Genomic DNA, 16,173 nt, shown 5'->3' with positions numbered 1-16,173 from the left:
CTAGGATCGGGGCACGTCGGGAGAAGGGACACCTGTGAGCGCTTCGGGAGGCACGAGGGCGATCCTCGCCGCACTGGCCGCGAACGTCGGGATCGCGATCGTCAAGTTCGTCGCGGCGGCGATCAGCGGGTCCGCGGCGATGCTCGCGGAGGGCGTGCACTCCCTCGCCGACTCCGCGAACCAGCTCCTGCTGCTGCTCGGCGGACGGCGTGCGCGGAAGGCCGCCGACCAGGAGCACCCGTTCGGCCACGGGCGCGAACGGTACGTGTACGCGTTCGTCGTGTCGATCATCCTGTTCACCGTCGGCGGGGTCTTCTCGCTGTACGAGGGGCTCGAGAAGCTCGCGGCGCCGCACCCGCTCGAGAACTGGTGGCTGCCGGTCGCCGTGCTCGTCGTCGCGATCGGGCTCGAGGGCTTCTCGCTCCGCACGGCGCTCCGCGAGGCCCGCCCGCACAAGGGGTCGCAGTCGTGGGTGCAGTTCGTGCGCCGGGCGAAGGCGCCCGAGCTGCCCGTCGTCATGCTCGAGGACACGGCGGCCCTGACCGGCCTGGTGTTCGCGCTGCTCGGCGTCGGGCTGACGGTGGTCACCGGCAACGGGGTGTTCGACGCGGTCGGCACGATCCTGATCGCCCTGCTCCTCATCGCGGTGGCGGTCGTGCTCGGCATCGAGACGAAGAGCCTGCTCGTGGGCGAGGGTGCGAACGACGCCGACGTCGAACGCATCCGGACCGCGACGCTCGACGGGCCGGAGGTCGACTCGATCGTGCACCTCAAGACCCTGTACCTCGGCCCGGACGAGCTCATGGTCGGCATGAAGGTCGCCGTCGACGGCGACCGGCGGCTCGGCGACGTCGCGGCGGGCATCGACGCCGTGGAGCAGCGGATCCGCGTAGCGGTCCCGGCAGCGCGGGTGATCTACGTCGAGCCGGACGTGCTCCGGACCGGACCACGACCGCCGACCGAGGCGATCGTCATCCGCGCCGCCGACTGAGGGCAGCCTTGCTGGCGGAGGGCCACCCGGTTCCGCCAGGCTCGTGTCCATGACGGCGCTCTCCTCGGTCCTGCTCATCCTGCACTTCCTCGGCCTCGCGGCCGTGATCGGCGCGTTCCTCGTGCAGGTGCGCCGCAAGGGCGGGTTCCAGACCGGTTGGATGATCACCGGGCTCGTCACGCAGCTCGTCACGGGCCTCGCGATGATGGGCATCCTCGACGCCACGACGGACGGCGGGGCGAACCACGCGAAGCTCGGCGTGAAGCTGGCGGTCGCGGTGGTCGCGCTCGTCCTGGCGCTCGTCGCCCGGGCGCGTCAGGAGCAGGCCGACGCCGGGAAGGCGAAGGCGAAGGCCGCGCTGCCGTTCTTCCACTCGGCCGGGGCGCTGGCGATCATCAACGTGCTCGTCGCGGTGCTCTGGAAGTAGGGCGCTCCGGGCCGCGGCCGCGGTCACGGGGGACTGGCACCTCGCGGAGCACACGCTCGTGGTGACGCTGGAGCCGTGCCCCATGTGCGCCGGTGCCGCGCTCGCCGCCCGGGTGCCGCGGATCGTGTTCGGGGCGTGGGACCCGAAGGCCGGGGCGTCGGGGAGCGTCTACGACATCGCGCGGGACCGCCGGCTGCCGCACCGGTCCGAGGTCGTCGGCGGCGTGCGGGAGGCGGCCTGCGCCGCACTGCTCGACGCGTTCTTCCGCGAACGACGCTGACCCCGCGGACCGCGGACCGCGGACCGCGGACCGCGGACCGCGGACCACGAACCGCGGACCGCGGAGCGCCCTACTTCCAGAGCACCGCGACGAGCACGTTGATGATCGCCAGCGCCCCGGCCTTCGGGTCCCACGCCCCGAACACGATCCGCGGCACCCGGGCGGCGAGCGCGGCACCGGCGCACATGGGGCACGGCTCCAGCGTCACCACGAGCGTGTGCTCCGCGAGGTGCCAGTCCCCCGTGACCGCGGCCGCGGCCCGGAGCGCCAGGACCTCGGCGTGGGCGGTCGGGTCCTGCCGCGCCTCGCGCTCGTTGCGCCCCACCGCCACGACGGCGCCGTCGGCGTCGAGCACGACGGCCCCGACCGGGACGTCACCGGTGGCCAGGCACGCGCGTGCCTCGGCGAGGGCACGGTCCATGGCGGCGGTGAACGGGCGGCCGGCGGGGTCTTCCACGCGTCGATCCTGCCCCATCGGCACGGTACGCTCGACTCCATGCGAGTCCACGTCGCCGACCACCCGCTCATCACCCACAAGCTCTCGGTGCTCCGCGACCGGACCACACCGTCCCCCACGTTCCGCGCCCTGACCGAGGAGCTCGTCACGCTCCTCGCGTACGAGGCGACGCGCAACGTCCGCGTCACGGCCACGCCGATCGACACCCCGGTGGCGCACACCATGGGCGTCTCCATCGCGAAGCCCCGCCCGCTCGTCGTCCCGATCCTCCGCGCGGGCCTCGGCATGCTCGAGGGCATGGTCAAGCTCGTCCCCACGGCCGAGGTCGGCTTCCTCGGCATGGCGCGCAACGAGACCACGCTCGAGCCCCAGACCTACGCCGAGCGCCTGCCCGACGACCTGTCCGGCCGCCAGTGCTTCGTGCTCGACCCGATGCTCGCGACCGGCGGCACCCTCGCGGCGGCGATCGACTTCCTGTTCGACCGCGGCGCGGAGGAGGTCACGTGCGTGTGCATCCTCGGCGCCCCGGAGGGCCTGGCCGCCGTCGAGCAGGCCGTCGGAGACCGCAACGTCTCGATCGTGCTCGGCGCCCTCGACGAGAAGCTCGACGAGAACGGGTACATCGTCCCGGGCCTCGGCGACGCCGGCGACCGCCTGTACGGGCTGGCCGAGTAGCACCACCGACGCGACGCCCCCGATCGCGCGAGCCCCTGCCGCCAGGCAGGAGGTCCCGCGTGGCCGGGGGCGTCCTGCATCCCGGGGGCCGGACCACGCACCGTCCGCACGGACGGTTGACACGGGGTTGGTATACCGCTGATACTCGTCCCATGACTGCGAACCCGTCCACCCGCGTCCTCGAGACGTGCTCCTCCCGAGGGGCAGTGGGGACCGTCGGCACGATGATGCCGACGACGGCGGTCATGCGTTGTCGAATGTGTGCCTGATCGGTACCCGTTCCAGCCGGATCCCCCGCGACACCACCCCGGTCGCGAGCGTGTGATCCCCGGGTGACACCGACTCGACGACGCACAGCGTCCGGCGACGGACAGCGACCGTGCTCGAGACGGTGCACCCGTACCCCCGGGAAGGCCCCGGTCCACCGCCGGACCGCAGGGCGACACGGCGATCCGCCGACCCCGGACCGACGCATTCGACACCGCCGCGCCGCACGCAGCGCAGCAACCCGCACGGAAGAACCGCCATGTCGCTCACCATCGCCCAGCCCCGCACCGCTCACCGCTCCCCCGCGTCCGTGTCGACGGACCTCGGCACCGTGACGCCCATCCGGTCCCGTCGCGCACCGGTCGCTCCGCCGGTCCCGAACGGCATCCCGACCAGCCCGGTCGTCGCGCCGCAGCGCAACCGGTCGCTGCCCGAGGGCACCGAAGCCCGCGGCTTCGCGCTGTACGTCGGCATCGACGAGGCGCAGGCCGCCGCCGCCGGCACCTCGCTCGCCGCGGTGGTCGAGCAGCTCAAGGCCCTCACCGCGCAGCTCGTGCCGACCTCGGAGACGTACGCCGCGGTGGCCGTCGCCGCCGAGGGCTCCGGAGGCCGCGACGTCGACGTCGTCCGGCTCGCCCTGCAGGACCGCTCCGCCGTCGCCGCGCGCAAGCAGGCCGAGAAGCCCGAGCCCGAGGAGACCGGGGTCGTCATCGACATCTCCCGGAAGCGGGTCACGCTCGACGGCGAGGCCGCTCCCCTGACCTACAAGGAGTTCGAGCTCCTGCAGTTCCTCGTCCTCCGCGAGGGACAGACCGTCGACCGCGCGGCCATCATCGAGGGCCTGTGGTCGGACGGCGAGGACGAGACCCCGAACGAGCGAACGATCGACGTGCACGTCCGTCGGCTCCGTTCGAAGCTCGGAGCCTTCGAGGAGATCGTCCGCACCGTGCGTGGTGTCGGCTACCGGTTCGACCGGCACGCCGACGTCGCCGTGCGCTACGCCTCGACGCCCTCGCCCGACCTCTTCTGATCCGCTCGGCGTCCTCCCGGTGAACTCGCAGCGAACGACCTGGTCACACGCTGGCGCGCCGTTACCTCGCCGTTATACAATCCTTCTTGCAGACAGTGTTTGCTGTGGCACTGGCTGCGGAATGTGATTGCAGGACACTCTTGGTGCAAGGGAGAGGGCCGGTCGCCCAGAAGGCGACCGGCCCTCGTTGCGTCCGCCGACCCGTCCGCGGGCGTGTCCCCCGTCTGCACGGCGCGCTCGTGCTCCGTCGCTAGTGTGGGTTGACCGCACGACCGAAGGGGCCGCACCGTGGACGAGTCACGCCGCAGCGACAAGGCGACCGCCGTCGCGGCCTGGGAAGCACTGTTCCGGGCGCAGGTGACGGTCATGCGGGCGCTCAACGCCGACTTCCCGAGCGCGGAGATCTCGTTCAACGAGTACGACGTGTGCTTCAACCTGTCGACGCAGCCCGGCCGTCGGTGCCGGATGCGCGAGCTCACCGGACACCTGCTGCTCACCCAGCCGAGCGTCAGCCGACTCGTCGAGCGCCTGGCGTCGAAGGGCATCGTCGAGAAGCAGCCGGACCCGAGCGACGCCCGGGGGGTCATCGTCGCCCTCACGGCGCACGGGTTCGACGTCTACCGCTCGGTCGCCGTGCAGCACGCGCAGACCATCGCGGAGCAGGTCGGCGCCGGGCTCGACGACGACGAGCTCCGGACGCTGACCGCCCTGTGCACCAAGCTCCGGGTCGCGGCGGACGCACCGGGGCGGAGCTCCACCCGCGTCCCGCGCGACCGGGCCACGGTGGACGCATGAGCGGCGCGGTCGTCTGGCTGCGGGAGGACCTGCGGCTCGCCGACAACCCCGCGCTCCGTGCCGCGATCGACCACGGCGGACCCGTCACGGTCGTGGTCGTCCTCGACGAGGAGACCGACGGCATCCGACCGGTCGGGGCCGCGAGCCGCTGGTGGCTGCACCACTCGCTCGCGGCGCTCGACGGCGAGCTGCGGGACCGAGGGTCACGACTCGTGCTCCGGAAGGGCGCTGCTGCCGACGTGGTGCCGGCCCTGGTCCGTGACGCCGGTGCGGACGCGGTCTACTGGAACCGTCGCTACGGCCGGGTCGAGCGCGACCTGGACGCCGGCATCAAGAGCGGCCTGACCGACGCCGGTACCGAGGCGCACAGCTTCGCGGCGAACCTGCTCTGGGAACCGTGGACCGTCCTGACCGGGCAGGGCGAGCCGTTCAAGGTCTTCACGCCGTTCTGGCGTGCGGCGCAGGCGATGCCCGAACCCCGGCACCCGCTGCCGAAGCCCCGTGACCTGCCGGCGCCGGCGGACGTGGACGGCGACGACCTGGACGACTGGGCCCTGCTGCCGACCGCTCCGGACTGGGCCGGCGGACTCCGCGACGCCTGGGAGCCGGGCGAGGCCGGGGCGCACCGGAAGCTCGAACGGTTCGTCCACGACGCGCTCGAGGACTACGACCAGCGCGACGAGCCCGCGATGGCCGCGACGAGTGACCTGTCCCCGCACCTGCGCTGGGGCGAGGTCAGCCCGTACCAGGTGTGGCACCGGCTGCACGGCGAACTCGAGCCCGAGCAGCGTCGGCAGGCCCCGGCCTTCCTCCGGCAGCTCGCGTGGCGCGAGTTCAACTGGAACGAGTACTTCCACTGCGACGACATCGCCACCGTGAACGTCCGCCGTGAGTTCGACGCCTTCCCGTGGCGCGACGCCGACCAGGACGAGATCGACCGCTGGCGGCACGGCCGCACGGGCTTCGACCTGGTCGACGCGGGGATGCGGGAGCTCTGGCACTCCGGCGCGATGCACAACCGTGTGCGGCTGGCGGCGGCGAGCTTCCTCGTGAAGAACCTGCTGGTCGACTGGCGGATCGGCGAGCAGTGGTTCTGGGACACCCTCGTCGACGCCGACCCGGCCAACAACGCGGGCAACTGGCAGTGGGTCGCCGGGTCCGGGTTCGACGCGGCGCCGTACTTCCGCGTCTTCAACCCCGACCGGCAGCTCGAGCGGTTCGACCCGCACCGTGAGTACGTGCACCGCTGGGTCCCCGCGGACGAGGACCGGCCGGAGCCGATGGTCGACCTCAAGGCGAGCCGGCAGCGCGCCCTCGACGCCTACGACCGGATGCGCCGCGGATGAGCCTGCCCGACGACCTGCTGGCCGAGGTCGACGCGCTGTTCCATGACCGCGTCGCGGCCCGGACGGCCCCGAGCAGCGTCTGGGGCGTGTTCGACCGTGACGGGCTCATCGCTTCCGGCGGGCACGGCGACCGCGGGGACGGTCGGGCACCGGACGCCGACACCGTGTACCGCATCGCTTCGTGCACGAAGAGCGTCACCGCGGCGACCCTCCTCACGCTCGTCGCCGAGGGCCGCGCCGACCTGGACGCCCCGATCACCGACGCGGTCCCGGCGTTCGCCGAGGTCACGCTGCCGTCGCGGGACGCCCCGGTCCCGACCCTGCGCATGCTCCTCACCATGGCCGGCGGGTTCCCGACGGACGACCCGTGGGCCGACCGGCAGGAGTCGATCGCCGACGCGGAACTCGACGACGTGCTCCGGGGCGGGCTGCTGTTCGACTCGGTACCCGGGACCCGGTTCGCCTACTCGAACACCGGGTACGCCCTGCTCGGTCGCGCGGTGGCCGTCGCAGCCGGGACGACGTTCCTCGAAGCCGCGACCAGCCGCGTGCTGGCACCCCTCGGCCTGGAGGACACGGTGTTCCGCGCCGAGGACGCCCGCGGGTACGTGGTGACCGGGCAGCGCGACGACGACGGGGCGTGGACCCCGCAGCCGATGACCGGCCCCGGGGCGTTCTCGTCGATCGGCGGACTGTTCTCGACCGTCCGCGACCTCGCCCGGTGGGCACGACACCTGGCCTCCGCGACGTCGACCACCCCGGAGCCCGGACCGCTCTCCCCCGCCGATCGACGGCTCATGCAGCAGGCGATGCGCGTCGTGCCACCGTCGGTGGTCCCGACCTCGACCCGGGCGACCGCGTACGGCTTCGGGCTGTTCGTCGAGCAGGACCCGCGGTTCGGTGAGCTCGTCAGCCACTCTGGCGGCTACCCCGGCTTCTCCGCGCACATGCGCTGGTCCGTCGAGCACGGCCTCGGCGTGGTCGCGTTCGAGAACGCCACGCAGGCCAAGGTCTCCGCGGCCGCCGACCGGGCGCTCGACGTCGTGCTGGAACGAATCCCGGGCCAGCCGGCCCCGGTCGCACCGGGCGTCGAGCGGACCGCCGCCGCCGCCCGGAACGCCCAGCGCTCGGTCACCACCCTGCTCCAGCAGTGGGCCGACGCCCCGCAGGACCCCGCCGGCGACGCCCTCGCCGACCGCGTCTGCAGCCCGAACGTCGCGATGGACCAGCCGTACGAACGGCGACGGCGGGCACTCGCTGAGGCCGTCGCCCGCGTCGGTGTCGACCTGCACGCGGACCCCGTCGAGGAGCACGCGACCGTGCCCTCACAGCTGCGCTGGTGGCTGCCGGGGACGAACGGGCGCCTCCGCATCGAGATCAAGCTCGCGCCGCTCGCCGTCGGACTCGTGCAGACCCTGACGGTGACCGCGGAGCCCACCGAGCGCTAGAGCCCAGCTCAGACCGGCGGCCGTCCGCCCACGAAGCCCAGCGCACGCGACGCCACCCGGGTGCCCTCGCGCGCGGCGGCGCCGACCCGCACGGGGTCGGTCGCCCACGCACGCAGGAACCCGGCGGCGAAGGCGTCCCCGGCCCCGAGCGTGTCGACGACCGTCGCCGGGGTGGCCGGGACCCGCTGCGGGCTCCGGCCCGGACGTCCGAGCAGCGCCCCGTCGGACCCGGTCGTCACGACGACGAGCGGCACGACCGCGGTGAGCCGGCGGACGGCCTCGGCTGCGGTCGCCGCGCCGGTCAGCGCGCAGGCCTCGGCCTCGTCCGGGAAGAGCACGTCGACGCCGTCCAGGGCGGCGAGGAACGTCTCGGGGCCGACGGAGCGGACCACGGCCTCGGCGGAGGGGTCGAGCGACACCCGCGCACCCGCGGACCCCGCTCGTGCGACGAGCCCTGCGATCCGCTCGGCACCACCACCACCGAGCATCGCCGCCCCGGTGAGGTGCACGATGTCCGCGCGCGCGACGAGGTCGCCCGGCACGTCCGCCGCGTCGAGGTCACCGCTCGCCGCGGGATCCGTCATCGCGGTCCGGCCGCGGCCGTCGCGTACGGAGACGATCGCCCCGGTCGCGGCGCGCGCGTCGTAGCGCACGTGCGCCCGGACGCCGGCGTCCGCCAGGGAGCGCTCGTGTCGGAGGACGTCGTCGACGCCGACGCGGGCGACGAGGTCGACCTCCGCCCCGAGCCAGCCGAGCCAGGTGGCGGTGTTGCCCGCGGCGCCGAGCGACCGGTGCTGGATGACGGCCGCCGGGTCGTGCGTCCCCACCGCCTCGGCGCTCGTCTGCACGAGGACCCCGTCGAGCACGTCGCCGACGACCAGGAAGCGCTTCCCGACGCCGCGACGACGACCCGTGACCTCTCGTCCGGCGCGTGTGGCTGCGGGCCGTGGGGGCACCACGACGGGCTCGGAGGACGATGACACGTCCGCCATCCTAGCCAGACCCGAGCATTCCTCTACTTCAGGGAAGCTGCGAGCAGATGTCGATCCTCGCAGGTGCGGGAGGTCATGGTGATCGGCTAACATTTCAGGTGATCGGCTGCGTCGTGCGCGTCGACCGACCACCACGCGACCGCGACCCCCGGAGATCCCATGCCCAGGAAGCCCGACCCGACGCTCAAGCCCGCGATCGTCGAGAAGGTCGCGCAGCACCTGCTCGACACCAAGCTCGAGGACGTCTCCGTCCGCAGCCTCGGCCGGGTGCTCGGCACGAGCGCGTACCCGATCGTGTACCACTTCGGCTCGCGGGAGTCCCTGATCCAGGCGGTGGTCGACCACCTCGAGGCCGACGTGGTCGATCTCGTCCTCGATCCCGAGGGCGACACCGACGCACTGGGCCGGCACCTCGTCACGGTGTTCGGCGGACTGGACTCCCCCGAACGCGCACTCGCCGCGCGGCTGACGTTCGAGCTCGGCTGCGTGGAGTCCATCGACGGGCGGGATCGCGAACGGCGATCGTTCCGGCGTCGGATCGCGGAGATCGCTGCCTGGTGCACCGCGCACGGCGCCTGCCCGGACACCGCCGAGCGCACGGCACGCGCCGCCGTCGGTGCCGCACGTGGCGTGCAGTGGGGCGCCCTCGTCGACCCGGCCGGCACGGACGTCGACGGCGCACTCCGGGCGATCGCGCTCGAGGTGTCCGTCGGCTCCCTCGCCACCGCCTGACGGCGTCCGTCCGCCCGCCGGCAGGTCACACAGGATCGACGAACCGCCGGCAGACGCGTGCCGGTCAGCCCACCCACGGCCACCAGCCGACGCCTGCCACCCGACCGCGCGCGACCGCCGGACTGCGCGAGGCGACCAGACTGCGCACGGCGACCAGACTGCGCACGGCGACCAGACGACGGACGGGAGGCGCGGTGCCAGCTGGCACCGCGCCTCCCGTCCGTGGGCCGGTCACCGTGGTGACCGACGTCGCGTCACAGGGTGACGAACGACTGCGCCTTCGCGTTCGCGAAGCGGGCCGCCACGTTCTCCCAGTCGACGATGTTCCACACGGCCTTGACGTAGTCCGCCTTGACGTTGAGGTAGTCGAGGTAGAAGGCGTGCTCCCACATGTCGAGCATGAAGATCGGGACGACGCCGAGCGGGACGTTGGCCTGCTGGTCGAAGAGCTGGAACGTGACCAGCTTCTGGCCGACCTGGTCCCACGCGAGGACGGACCAGCCGGAGCCCTGGATGCCGTTCGCGACCGCAGCGAACTGCGCCTGGAACTGCTCGAAGGAGCCGAAGAACTCGTCGATCGCCGCGGCGAGCTCACCCTCGGGGACCTTCGTGTCCGGGCCGAGGTTGGTCCAGAAGATCGAGTGGTTGACGTGCCCGCCGAGGTGGAAGGCGAGGTCCTTCTCGAGCTTGTTGATCGCACCGAAGTTGCCCGACTCACGAGCCTCGCCGAGCTGCTGCAGCGCGGTGTTGGCACCGGTCACGTAGGCCTGGTGGTGCTTGTCGTGGTGCAGCTGCATGATCTTGCCGCTGATGTGCGGCTCGAGGGCGGCGTAGTCGTACGGCAGGTCGGGCAGGGTGTACTCAGCCATCGGAGGTCCTTTCGTTCGTGGTTGTCGGACGGTGCTCCGCGGCTCAGGAGAGCCGGGAACGTTCGGAGAGGGAGTGGAACTCCCGGTTGTGGTAGACCAGCGGCTCGCCGTGCTCGCGGCCGACGACGATGTCGAGGACCTCGGCGACGACCACGGTGGACGAACCGATCTCGGTCGTCGAGCGAGGCCGGCAGCGCAGGGCGGTGGCCGCGGCCGGCAGGTAGCGCTCACCCGTGGGCAGGGTGCCCCACATCGGGTCGTCGGCCGCCGGGCTGCCGGTCGCGGCGAAACGCTTGGCGAGTCCGACGCTCAGCGAGTCGACGAGGTGCACGACGAAGACGTCGGCGCCGAGCACGACCCCCGCGGAGCCGGACTTCGTGGAGAGCGAGAACACCAGGACGGGCGGGTCGACCGCGACGCTCGCGACGCTCGACGCGGTGAGACCGGTGGGCCCGTCGGGTCCCTCGGCGGTGATGACCGCGACACCGGCGGGGTGTCCGCGGAAGGCGGCCTTGTACGCGTCGGCGGTCGTGGCCGGGGCTTCGTCGGGCATGGCAGTCGTGGGGTTCCTCCGGGGTGGGGTGGGCCGCGGCTGCGCGGCCACGTCCCAACGTAGGACCTCAACCGTGGTTCAGGTCAACGATTCCCAGGTTCGTCCGATCCCGGGCGCGCCGGAGGAGGCGCCGGAGGGGGCTCGGTCGCGCCGGAGCCTGCCCGGGGCCAACGATGGAGCAGAAGACGTCGGGTGGCGGTCACCGACCCGACGTCTTCTGCGCCACCGAGTGCACGGGTCCACCAAGCGCACGGGCGAGTGCGCGCGAGCGAGCACGGGACCACGCAGGACCGCCCGCGCCGGTCGCGCGCCGTCGGGTCAGTCGCGCTTGAGCATGACGACCGAGGCGGCCGCGGCGACGAGCATGAGCACCGCGGCGACGCCCGCCGTGATCGTCACGCCGGAGTCGAACGCCGCCCGGGCGCTCTCGAGCAGCGCCTGCCCGGCCGTGCCGCCGAGGTCCTGCGCCGCCGACACCGCGCCGCCGAGGGTCTCCTGCGCCGCCGTGTGCGCCGACCCGCTCAGGCCGCCGGGCACCACGACGTGGGCCCGGTAGGCGGCCGCGAGGATGGTGCCGAGCACGGCCGTCCCGAGGACCGCGCCGATCTCGTACGCCGTCTCGGACACCGCCGACGCCGCACCGGCCTTGTCCGCGGGCGCCGTCGAGATGATGAGGTCGTTCGTGACCGTCTCGGACGCCCCGATCCCGATGCCGAGCAGCACGAACGCGAACGCCAGGGCGACCACGGACGCGTGGTGCCCGAGGACCGAGACCATCGCGTACGCCGCGGCCGAGAACGTCAGCGACACCGCGACGACCCACCGCGGGGCCACCCGGGCGACGATCGGCACGACGACGAGTCCGGCGACGATCGTGAGCACCGACCCGGGGATGAGCACCATCCCGGAGGCGAACGGGTCGAGCCCGGCGACGAGCTGCAGGTGCTGCGCGATGAAGAACAGGAAGCCGGTGAGCGAGAACATCGCCGCCATGTTCATGAGCACGCTGCCGCTGAAGGCCGTGCTCCGGAACAGCCGGAGGTCGAGCATGGGCGTGCGCGACCGGAGCTGCCGGCGGACGAACGCGATGCCGCAGAGCACGCCGACGGCGAGCATCGCGATCGCGAAGCCGCGCTCCTCGGGGTGCACGACCGACTTGATCGCCCAGGCGATCGGCGCGAGCGTCCCGAGCGAGAGCAGCATGCTCGGGACGTCGACGGGCCCCGGCGCGGGGTCGCGGGACTCCGGCACGAAGAACGGCACGCCGACGAGCATGAGCACGAGGATCGGGACGGCGACCAGGAAGACGCTGCCCCAGTGGAAGTGCGCCAGGAGCACACCGCCGACGAGCGGGCCGAGGGCGTTGCCGGCGGCGAACATCGTCGACCAGACGGCGAGCGCCATCCGCCGCTCCCCCGCGACGGTGAACACGTTGCGGATGATCGAGAGCGTGGCCGGCATGAGCATCGCGCCGAACACGCCCATCGCGATGCGGGCCGCGACGAGCATCCAGGCCTCGGTCGCGAAGGCGGCGGCGACGGAGAACAGCGCGAACCCGGTCGCGCCGACGACGAGGATCCGGCGGCGTCCGATCCGGTCGCCGATGCTGCCCATGACGACGAGCAGACCGGCGAGGACGAGCGGGTAGGCGTCGACGATCCAGAGCTGCGTGGTCGCGCTCGGGTCGAGGGCGCGGGCGATCGTCGGCAGCGCGAAGCTCAGGACGGTGTTGTCCACCGAGATGAGCAGGACGGGCAGCATCAGCACCGCGAGCGCGGCGAACCGTCGGGCGCGGCTGACGGTGACGGCGGTGGCGACGGGGCTGGTGAGCAGTGCGGACACGGTGACTCCCTGGGGGTTCGAGCCGGACCAGGTCGACGGCGGAGCAGACGAGACGGGGCGCGGTGTCGACACGCGCCCCGTCAGGACTCCGTAAGTGTACCGTCTGGACGGTGTTGGTTGCAAATGCAACCGAACGGCGGACGGGAGGCCCGTGGCGGCGCCGCCACGTGCCTCCCGTCCGCCTTGTGCGCACCCTGCGGACGCGGGTCGCTCAGGCGGACTCGCGCACCAGCAGGCGGTGGCGCACGGTGCGCTGCACCGACGTGCCGGAGCGCGGCAGCTCCCCCGCGAGCATGCCGAGGGCGAGGTCGAGCGCTTCGCGCGCGACCGCGCCGAGGTCGACCGCCAAGGTGGTCAGGGTGGGGGCGACGAGCGTGCCGACCGCGAGCCCGTCGACGCCGACGACACGGACCCGTCCGGGGACGTCGACACCGGCGCGACGGCACGCGGCGAGGACGCCGAGCGCCATGACGTCGTTGAACGCGAGCACCGCGTCGACCGCGGGGAACCGTTCGAGCGCCCGCGCGGCCATCACGGCCCCGTGCTCGGACGTCGACGCCTCGGCGATCGCGATCTCCGGTCGGTGCCCACGGCGCCGGAGTGCGTCGATCACGAGGAGCCCGCGGCTGCTCGGGCGGCCGGTGTGCGAGGCGTCGACGATCACCGGGTGCCGCACCCCCGTGGCCGTCAGGTGGTCGGCGAGGTCCTCGACGGCCGGCGCCGGGTCGATGCGGACGGCGCCGCGGAGGACCTCGCCGGCGGGGTCGAGCTCGACGACGGGGACCGTGCCGAGCCGCTCGATCCACTCGGGCGCGCGGATGCCGAGGTAGCCGATCACCACGTCGGTCTGCGCCCCGAGGGCCTGCACCGCGCGGTCGGAGTCCCCCGCGAGCCCGACGTCGGCGAGCATGACGTTCCACCCGCGGGCCGCCGCCAGGCCGAGCACCGCGGCCGCGAGCTCGGGCGAGTACGGGTTCCGGAGGTCGTTCACCACGAGGCCGAGCTGACGGTCACCGCCGGTGACGAGCCCGCGGCCGAAGCGCGACGGCCGGTAGTGCAGGGCCGACGCAGCGGCCAGGACGCGCTCCTTCGTCGCCGCGCTGATGCCGTACATGCCGTTCATCGCACGGGTCACGGTCTGACGAGAGACCCCGGCGGCCGCGGCGACGTCGTGGATCGTGGCGCGGGCGGCCGACCGCCCCGCGGACGCGTCGGCGCCTGCTGCTCCGTCCGGTGCTGCTTCGTCTGCTGCTGCTCCGTCCGCTGCTGCTGCGTCCGCGGGGTGGGTGGTGTCGGTCGCGCCGGGGGGCGTGGTGTCGGTCACGTTCGGGTCGTGCTGTCGGCCGAGCGCCGCGGTCAGGCGCGGAGGTCCAGCCACGCGACCTGTTCGGGGCTCAGCTCGACGGACAGCCCGGTCATCGACGAACGGGCCTCCTCGATGGTGCGCGGGCCGAACAGCGGGAAGGTCGGGAACGGCTGGTGCAGCACGTACGCCAGGGCGATCGCGGTCGCGGGCACGCCGTGCTGCTCGCCGAGCTCGCGTGCGCGGCGGAGGCGCTCGAAGTTCTCGTCCGAGTAGTAGCAGCGCACGAGCTCCGGGTCGCTCGTGTCGCCGGGAGCGGCGCGGCCGGTGAAGAACCCGCGGGCCTGGGACGACCACGGCAGGAGCGGGACCTGCCGTTCCTCGAGCCAGCGCTTCGACTCCGGGTCGGTCGCGTGGCGGCAGCCGGCCCACGGCACGTCGTACGCCTCGGCGAGACCGAAGTGGTTGCTGAGGACCTCGAACCCGTGCTTCCCGTTCGCCCGGGCGTACTCGTTCGCCTCGTCGAACCGGGCGGTGCTCCAGTTCGAGCCGCCGAACACCCGGATCCGACCGGCGCGGCGGTGCTCGTCGAGCACGTCAACGAACTCCCCGACCGGCACGTCCTCGTTGTCCCGGTGCATCATGTAGACGTCCGCGTGGTCAGTGCCCTGCCGCTCGAGGCTCTCGAGCAGCTGCCGGGTGAGCGACTCCGGGTCGCAGTACGGGGTGTGGGCGCCCTTGGTGATGACGACCACGTCGTCCCGGATGCCGCGGTTCTCGATCCACTTGCCGAGTCGACCCTCGAGCACGCCGCCGCCGTAGACGTAGCCGGTGTCGAAGACGTTGCCGCCCTGCTCGACGAACATGTCGAACAGCGCGCTCGCGTGGGCGAGGTCTGGCTGGTTGTCGACGCCCATCACCAGGCGGGACATGCGCTTGCCGACGCCGGGGACGTCGCCGTACCGCATCGGGGCATCGTCGCGGACGCGCAAGGGGGCGCCGCTCACCGTGGGGATGTCGGCCGTCTCCGCCTCGAACGGGTAGCGCAGGCCGATCGCGGCGCGCCAGCGGTCGAGCGTGCGGGCGGTCGCGAGCGTCTCGTCCAGGGTCATCTGCGATGCCTCGACGGCTCCGGCGCGCAGGGCGTCGGTCGTCGCGTCTGCCTCGCGGGCGTAGGGGTGCTCGCCGGCGAAGGAGATCGTGCGGGGCTCCTCGTCGACGGTGCTGACCGTGATCGTCGGGTCGGCCGAGAGCGTCCACGGGTCGGTGAGGACGATGCGGCCGCGGCTGCCGTGGACGGTCACCGCGTTGTCGTCCTGCAGGTGCACGCCGGTCCGGACGCTCGCCGTGACGCCGCCGCGGTAGGTCAGCTGCGCGACCGTCCACTCGTCGACCCCGGTGGGGCCGAGGGTGCCGGTGGCCGTCAGGTCGACGGGCTCGGCGACGGCGACACCCGTCGCCGCCTGCACGATCGCGGCGGTCATCGTGACCGGGTACCCGCCGACGTCGAGGATGCCGCCGCCCGCCGTCGCTGGGTCGTACAGTCGACCGCTGCGCTCGCCCGTGCGGAACGCGAAGGACGCGTCCACGTGCAGGACGTCGCCGATCGCACCCTGTCGGACGAGGTCGAGGAGCGCCGCGGTCTGCGGGTGGAAGCGGTACATGTAGGCCTCGACGAGGGGCAGACCCGCCTGGCGTGCGGCGTCGACGAGCGCCATCGCGGTGCCGTGGTTCGGGGCGAGCGGCTTCTCGCAGAGCACGGCCTTGCCGGCGGCGAGGGCGCGGAGCACGAGGTCGGCGTGGCCGGTGTGCACCGTCGAGACGTAGACGGCGTCGACCCGGTCGTCCGCGAGCACCCCGGCGTGGTCGACCGCGGCGACGTCGGCGAACCCGTGCTCGGCGGCCTCGTCGGCGAAGGCCTGCGCGCGCTCCGGCGACGAGCTCCCGGCGGCCACGAGCGTGCCGGTGCTCGCCGGCAGCTGCGACAGGAAGCGGCGGGCGATGCTGCCGGGGCCGAGCACCGCCCATCCGGGCCGGTCGGCGCCCGTGGACGGCGTGGTCGAGGGGGTCGCGGTCTGCGCTGACATGCGGTTCCTGTTCGTGCGGTGGGCCGTGCGGTCGCTGCGACGCTACCCACCGCCGAGCGCGCGGACAAGGAGTTCGTGA

General features: G+C 73.2%; 15 protein-coding genes and 1 pseudogene. 9 read left to right on the top strand and 7 right to left on the bottom strand.

What is annotated here, in order from left to right; all coding sequences use genetic code 11:
- Window positions 1-34: 34 nt before the first annotated feature.
- The 3 genes and pseudogenes from HUN59_RS06625 to HUN59_RS06615 all read left to right on the top strand — a co-directional run.
- Window positions 35-991 carry a cation diffusion facilitator family transporter gene (locus HUN59_RS06625; protein ID WP_174777913.1) on the top strand — a complete coding sequence of 319 codons (957 nt, stop codon included), beginning with the start codon at window positions 35-37 and terminating at the stop codon, window positions 989-991.
- A gap of 49 nt (window positions 992-1,040) precedes the next feature.
- Window positions 1,041-1,418 (top strand): hypothetical protein, encoded by a 378-nt coding sequence (locus HUN59_RS06620; protein WP_174777912.1) that lies wholly within the window; start codon window positions 1,041-1,043, stop codon window positions 1,416-1,418.
- Window position 1,419: 1 nt separating this feature from the next.
- Window positions 1,420-1,698: pseudogene (locus tag HUN59_RS06615) on the top strand (nucleoside deaminase); the annotation flags it as partial.
- 70 nt (window positions 1,699-1,768) lie between these two features.
- Here the strand turns inward: HUN59_RS06615 and HUN59_RS06610 are convergent.
- Window positions 1,769-2,119: a nucleoside deaminase gene (locus HUN59_RS06610; protein WP_174779405.1), complete on the bottom strand. Its 351-nt coding sequence runs from the start codon at window positions 2,117-2,119 to the stop codon at window positions 1,769-1,771.
- A 75-nt stretch (window positions 2,120-2,194) separates the two neighbouring features.
- Here HUN59_RS06610 and upp point away from each other — a divergent pair, with 75 nt between their 5' ends.
- The 5 genes from upp (at window position 2,195) to HUN59_RS06585 (ending at window position 7,716) form a co-directional block, all read left to right on the top strand.
- Entirely contained in the window at window positions 2,195-2,830 is a 636-nt protein-coding gene (gene upp, locus HUN59_RS06605) for a uracil phosphoribosyltransferase (RefSeq protein ID WP_058741917.1), read from the top strand.
- A gap of 526 nt (window positions 2,831-3,356) precedes the next feature.
- The gene (locus HUN59_RS06600; protein WP_174777911.1) at window positions 3,357-4,127 is read left to right on the top strand and encodes a winged helix-turn-helix domain-containing protein; all 771 of its coding nucleotides are present in this window, start codon (window positions 3,357-3,359) and stop codon (window positions 4,125-4,127) included.
- Window positions 4,128-4,415: 288 nt separating this feature from the next.
- Complete coding sequence (locus HUN59_RS06595; protein ID WP_174777910.1) at window positions 4,416-4,922, top strand: MarR family winged helix-turn-helix transcriptional regulator; 507 nt, start codon at window positions 4,416-4,418, stop codon at window positions 4,920-4,922.
- Window positions 4,919-6,268: a cryptochrome/photolyase family protein gene (locus HUN59_RS06590; RefSeq protein WP_174777909.1), complete on the top strand. Its 1,350-nt coding sequence runs from the start codon at window positions 4,919-4,921 to the stop codon at window positions 6,266-6,268. Before HUN59_RS06595 ends, HUN59_RS06590 begins: the two co-directional genes overlap by 4 nt.
- The gene (locus HUN59_RS06585; protein WP_174777908.1) at window positions 6,265-7,716 is read left to right on the top strand and encodes a serine hydrolase domain-containing protein; all 1,452 of its coding nucleotides are present in this window, start codon (window positions 6,265-6,267) and stop codon (window positions 7,714-7,716) included. The genes HUN59_RS06590 and HUN59_RS06585 overlap by 4 nt, the downstream gene beginning before the upstream one ends.
- A gap of 8 nt (window positions 7,717-7,724) precedes the next feature.
- Here HUN59_RS06585 and HUN59_RS06580 read toward each other — a convergent pair whose 3' ends face one another.
- Complete coding sequence (locus tag HUN59_RS06580; RefSeq protein WP_174777907.1) at window positions 7,725-8,699, bottom strand: carbohydrate kinase family protein; 975 nt, start codon at window positions 8,697-8,699, stop codon at window positions 7,725-7,727.
- A gap of 168 nt (window positions 8,700-8,867) precedes the next feature.
- On the opposite strand from HUN59_RS06580, the gene HUN59_RS06575 reads away from it, so the two are divergent.
- Complete coding sequence (locus HUN59_RS06575) at window positions 8,868-9,440, top strand: TetR/AcrR family transcriptional regulator (RefSeq protein WP_144804396.1); 573 nt, start codon at window positions 8,868-8,870, stop codon at window positions 9,438-9,440.
- A gap of 254 nt (window positions 9,441-9,694) precedes the next feature.
- Here the strand turns inward: HUN59_RS06575 and HUN59_RS06570 are convergent, their stop codons facing one another.
- From HUN59_RS06570 to HUN59_RS06550, 5 genes are all read right to left on the bottom strand, one after another.
- Entirely contained in the window at window positions 9,695-10,309 is a 615-nt protein-coding gene (locus HUN59_RS06570) for a superoxide dismutase (protein ID WP_058742645.1), read from the bottom strand.
- A gap of 43 nt (window positions 10,310-10,352) precedes the next feature.
- Complete coding sequence (locus HUN59_RS06565) at window positions 10,353-10,862, bottom strand: flavin reductase family protein (protein WP_058742644.1); 510 nt, start codon at window positions 10,860-10,862, stop codon at window positions 10,353-10,355.
- Window positions 10,863-11,180: 318 nt separating this feature from the next.
- Window positions 11,181-12,704: an MFS transporter gene (locus HUN59_RS06560; protein ID WP_174777906.1), complete on the bottom strand. Its 1,524-nt coding sequence runs from the start codon at window positions 12,702-12,704 to the stop codon at window positions 11,181-11,183.
- A gap of 211 nt (window positions 12,705-12,915) precedes the next feature.
- The gene (locus HUN59_RS06555; protein ID WP_254630016.1) at window positions 12,916-14,028 is read right to left on the bottom strand and encodes a LacI family DNA-binding transcriptional regulator; all 1,113 of its coding nucleotides are present in this window, start codon (window positions 14,026-14,028) and stop codon (window positions 12,916-12,918) included.
- 32 nt (window positions 14,029-14,060) lie between these two features.
- Window positions 14,061-16,094 (bottom strand): aldo/keto reductase, encoded by a 2,034-nt coding sequence (locus tag HUN59_RS06550; protein WP_174777905.1) that lies wholly within the window; start codon window positions 16,092-16,094, stop codon window positions 14,061-14,063.
- Between the last annotated feature and the right edge of the window lie 79 nt (window positions 16,095-16,173).

It is taken from the genome of Curtobacterium sp. Csp2 (genome assembly GCF_013347165.1).
The sequence above is the reverse complement of the archived record's forward strand: the minus strand, read 5'-3'. Positions and strand labels throughout refer to the sequence as shown.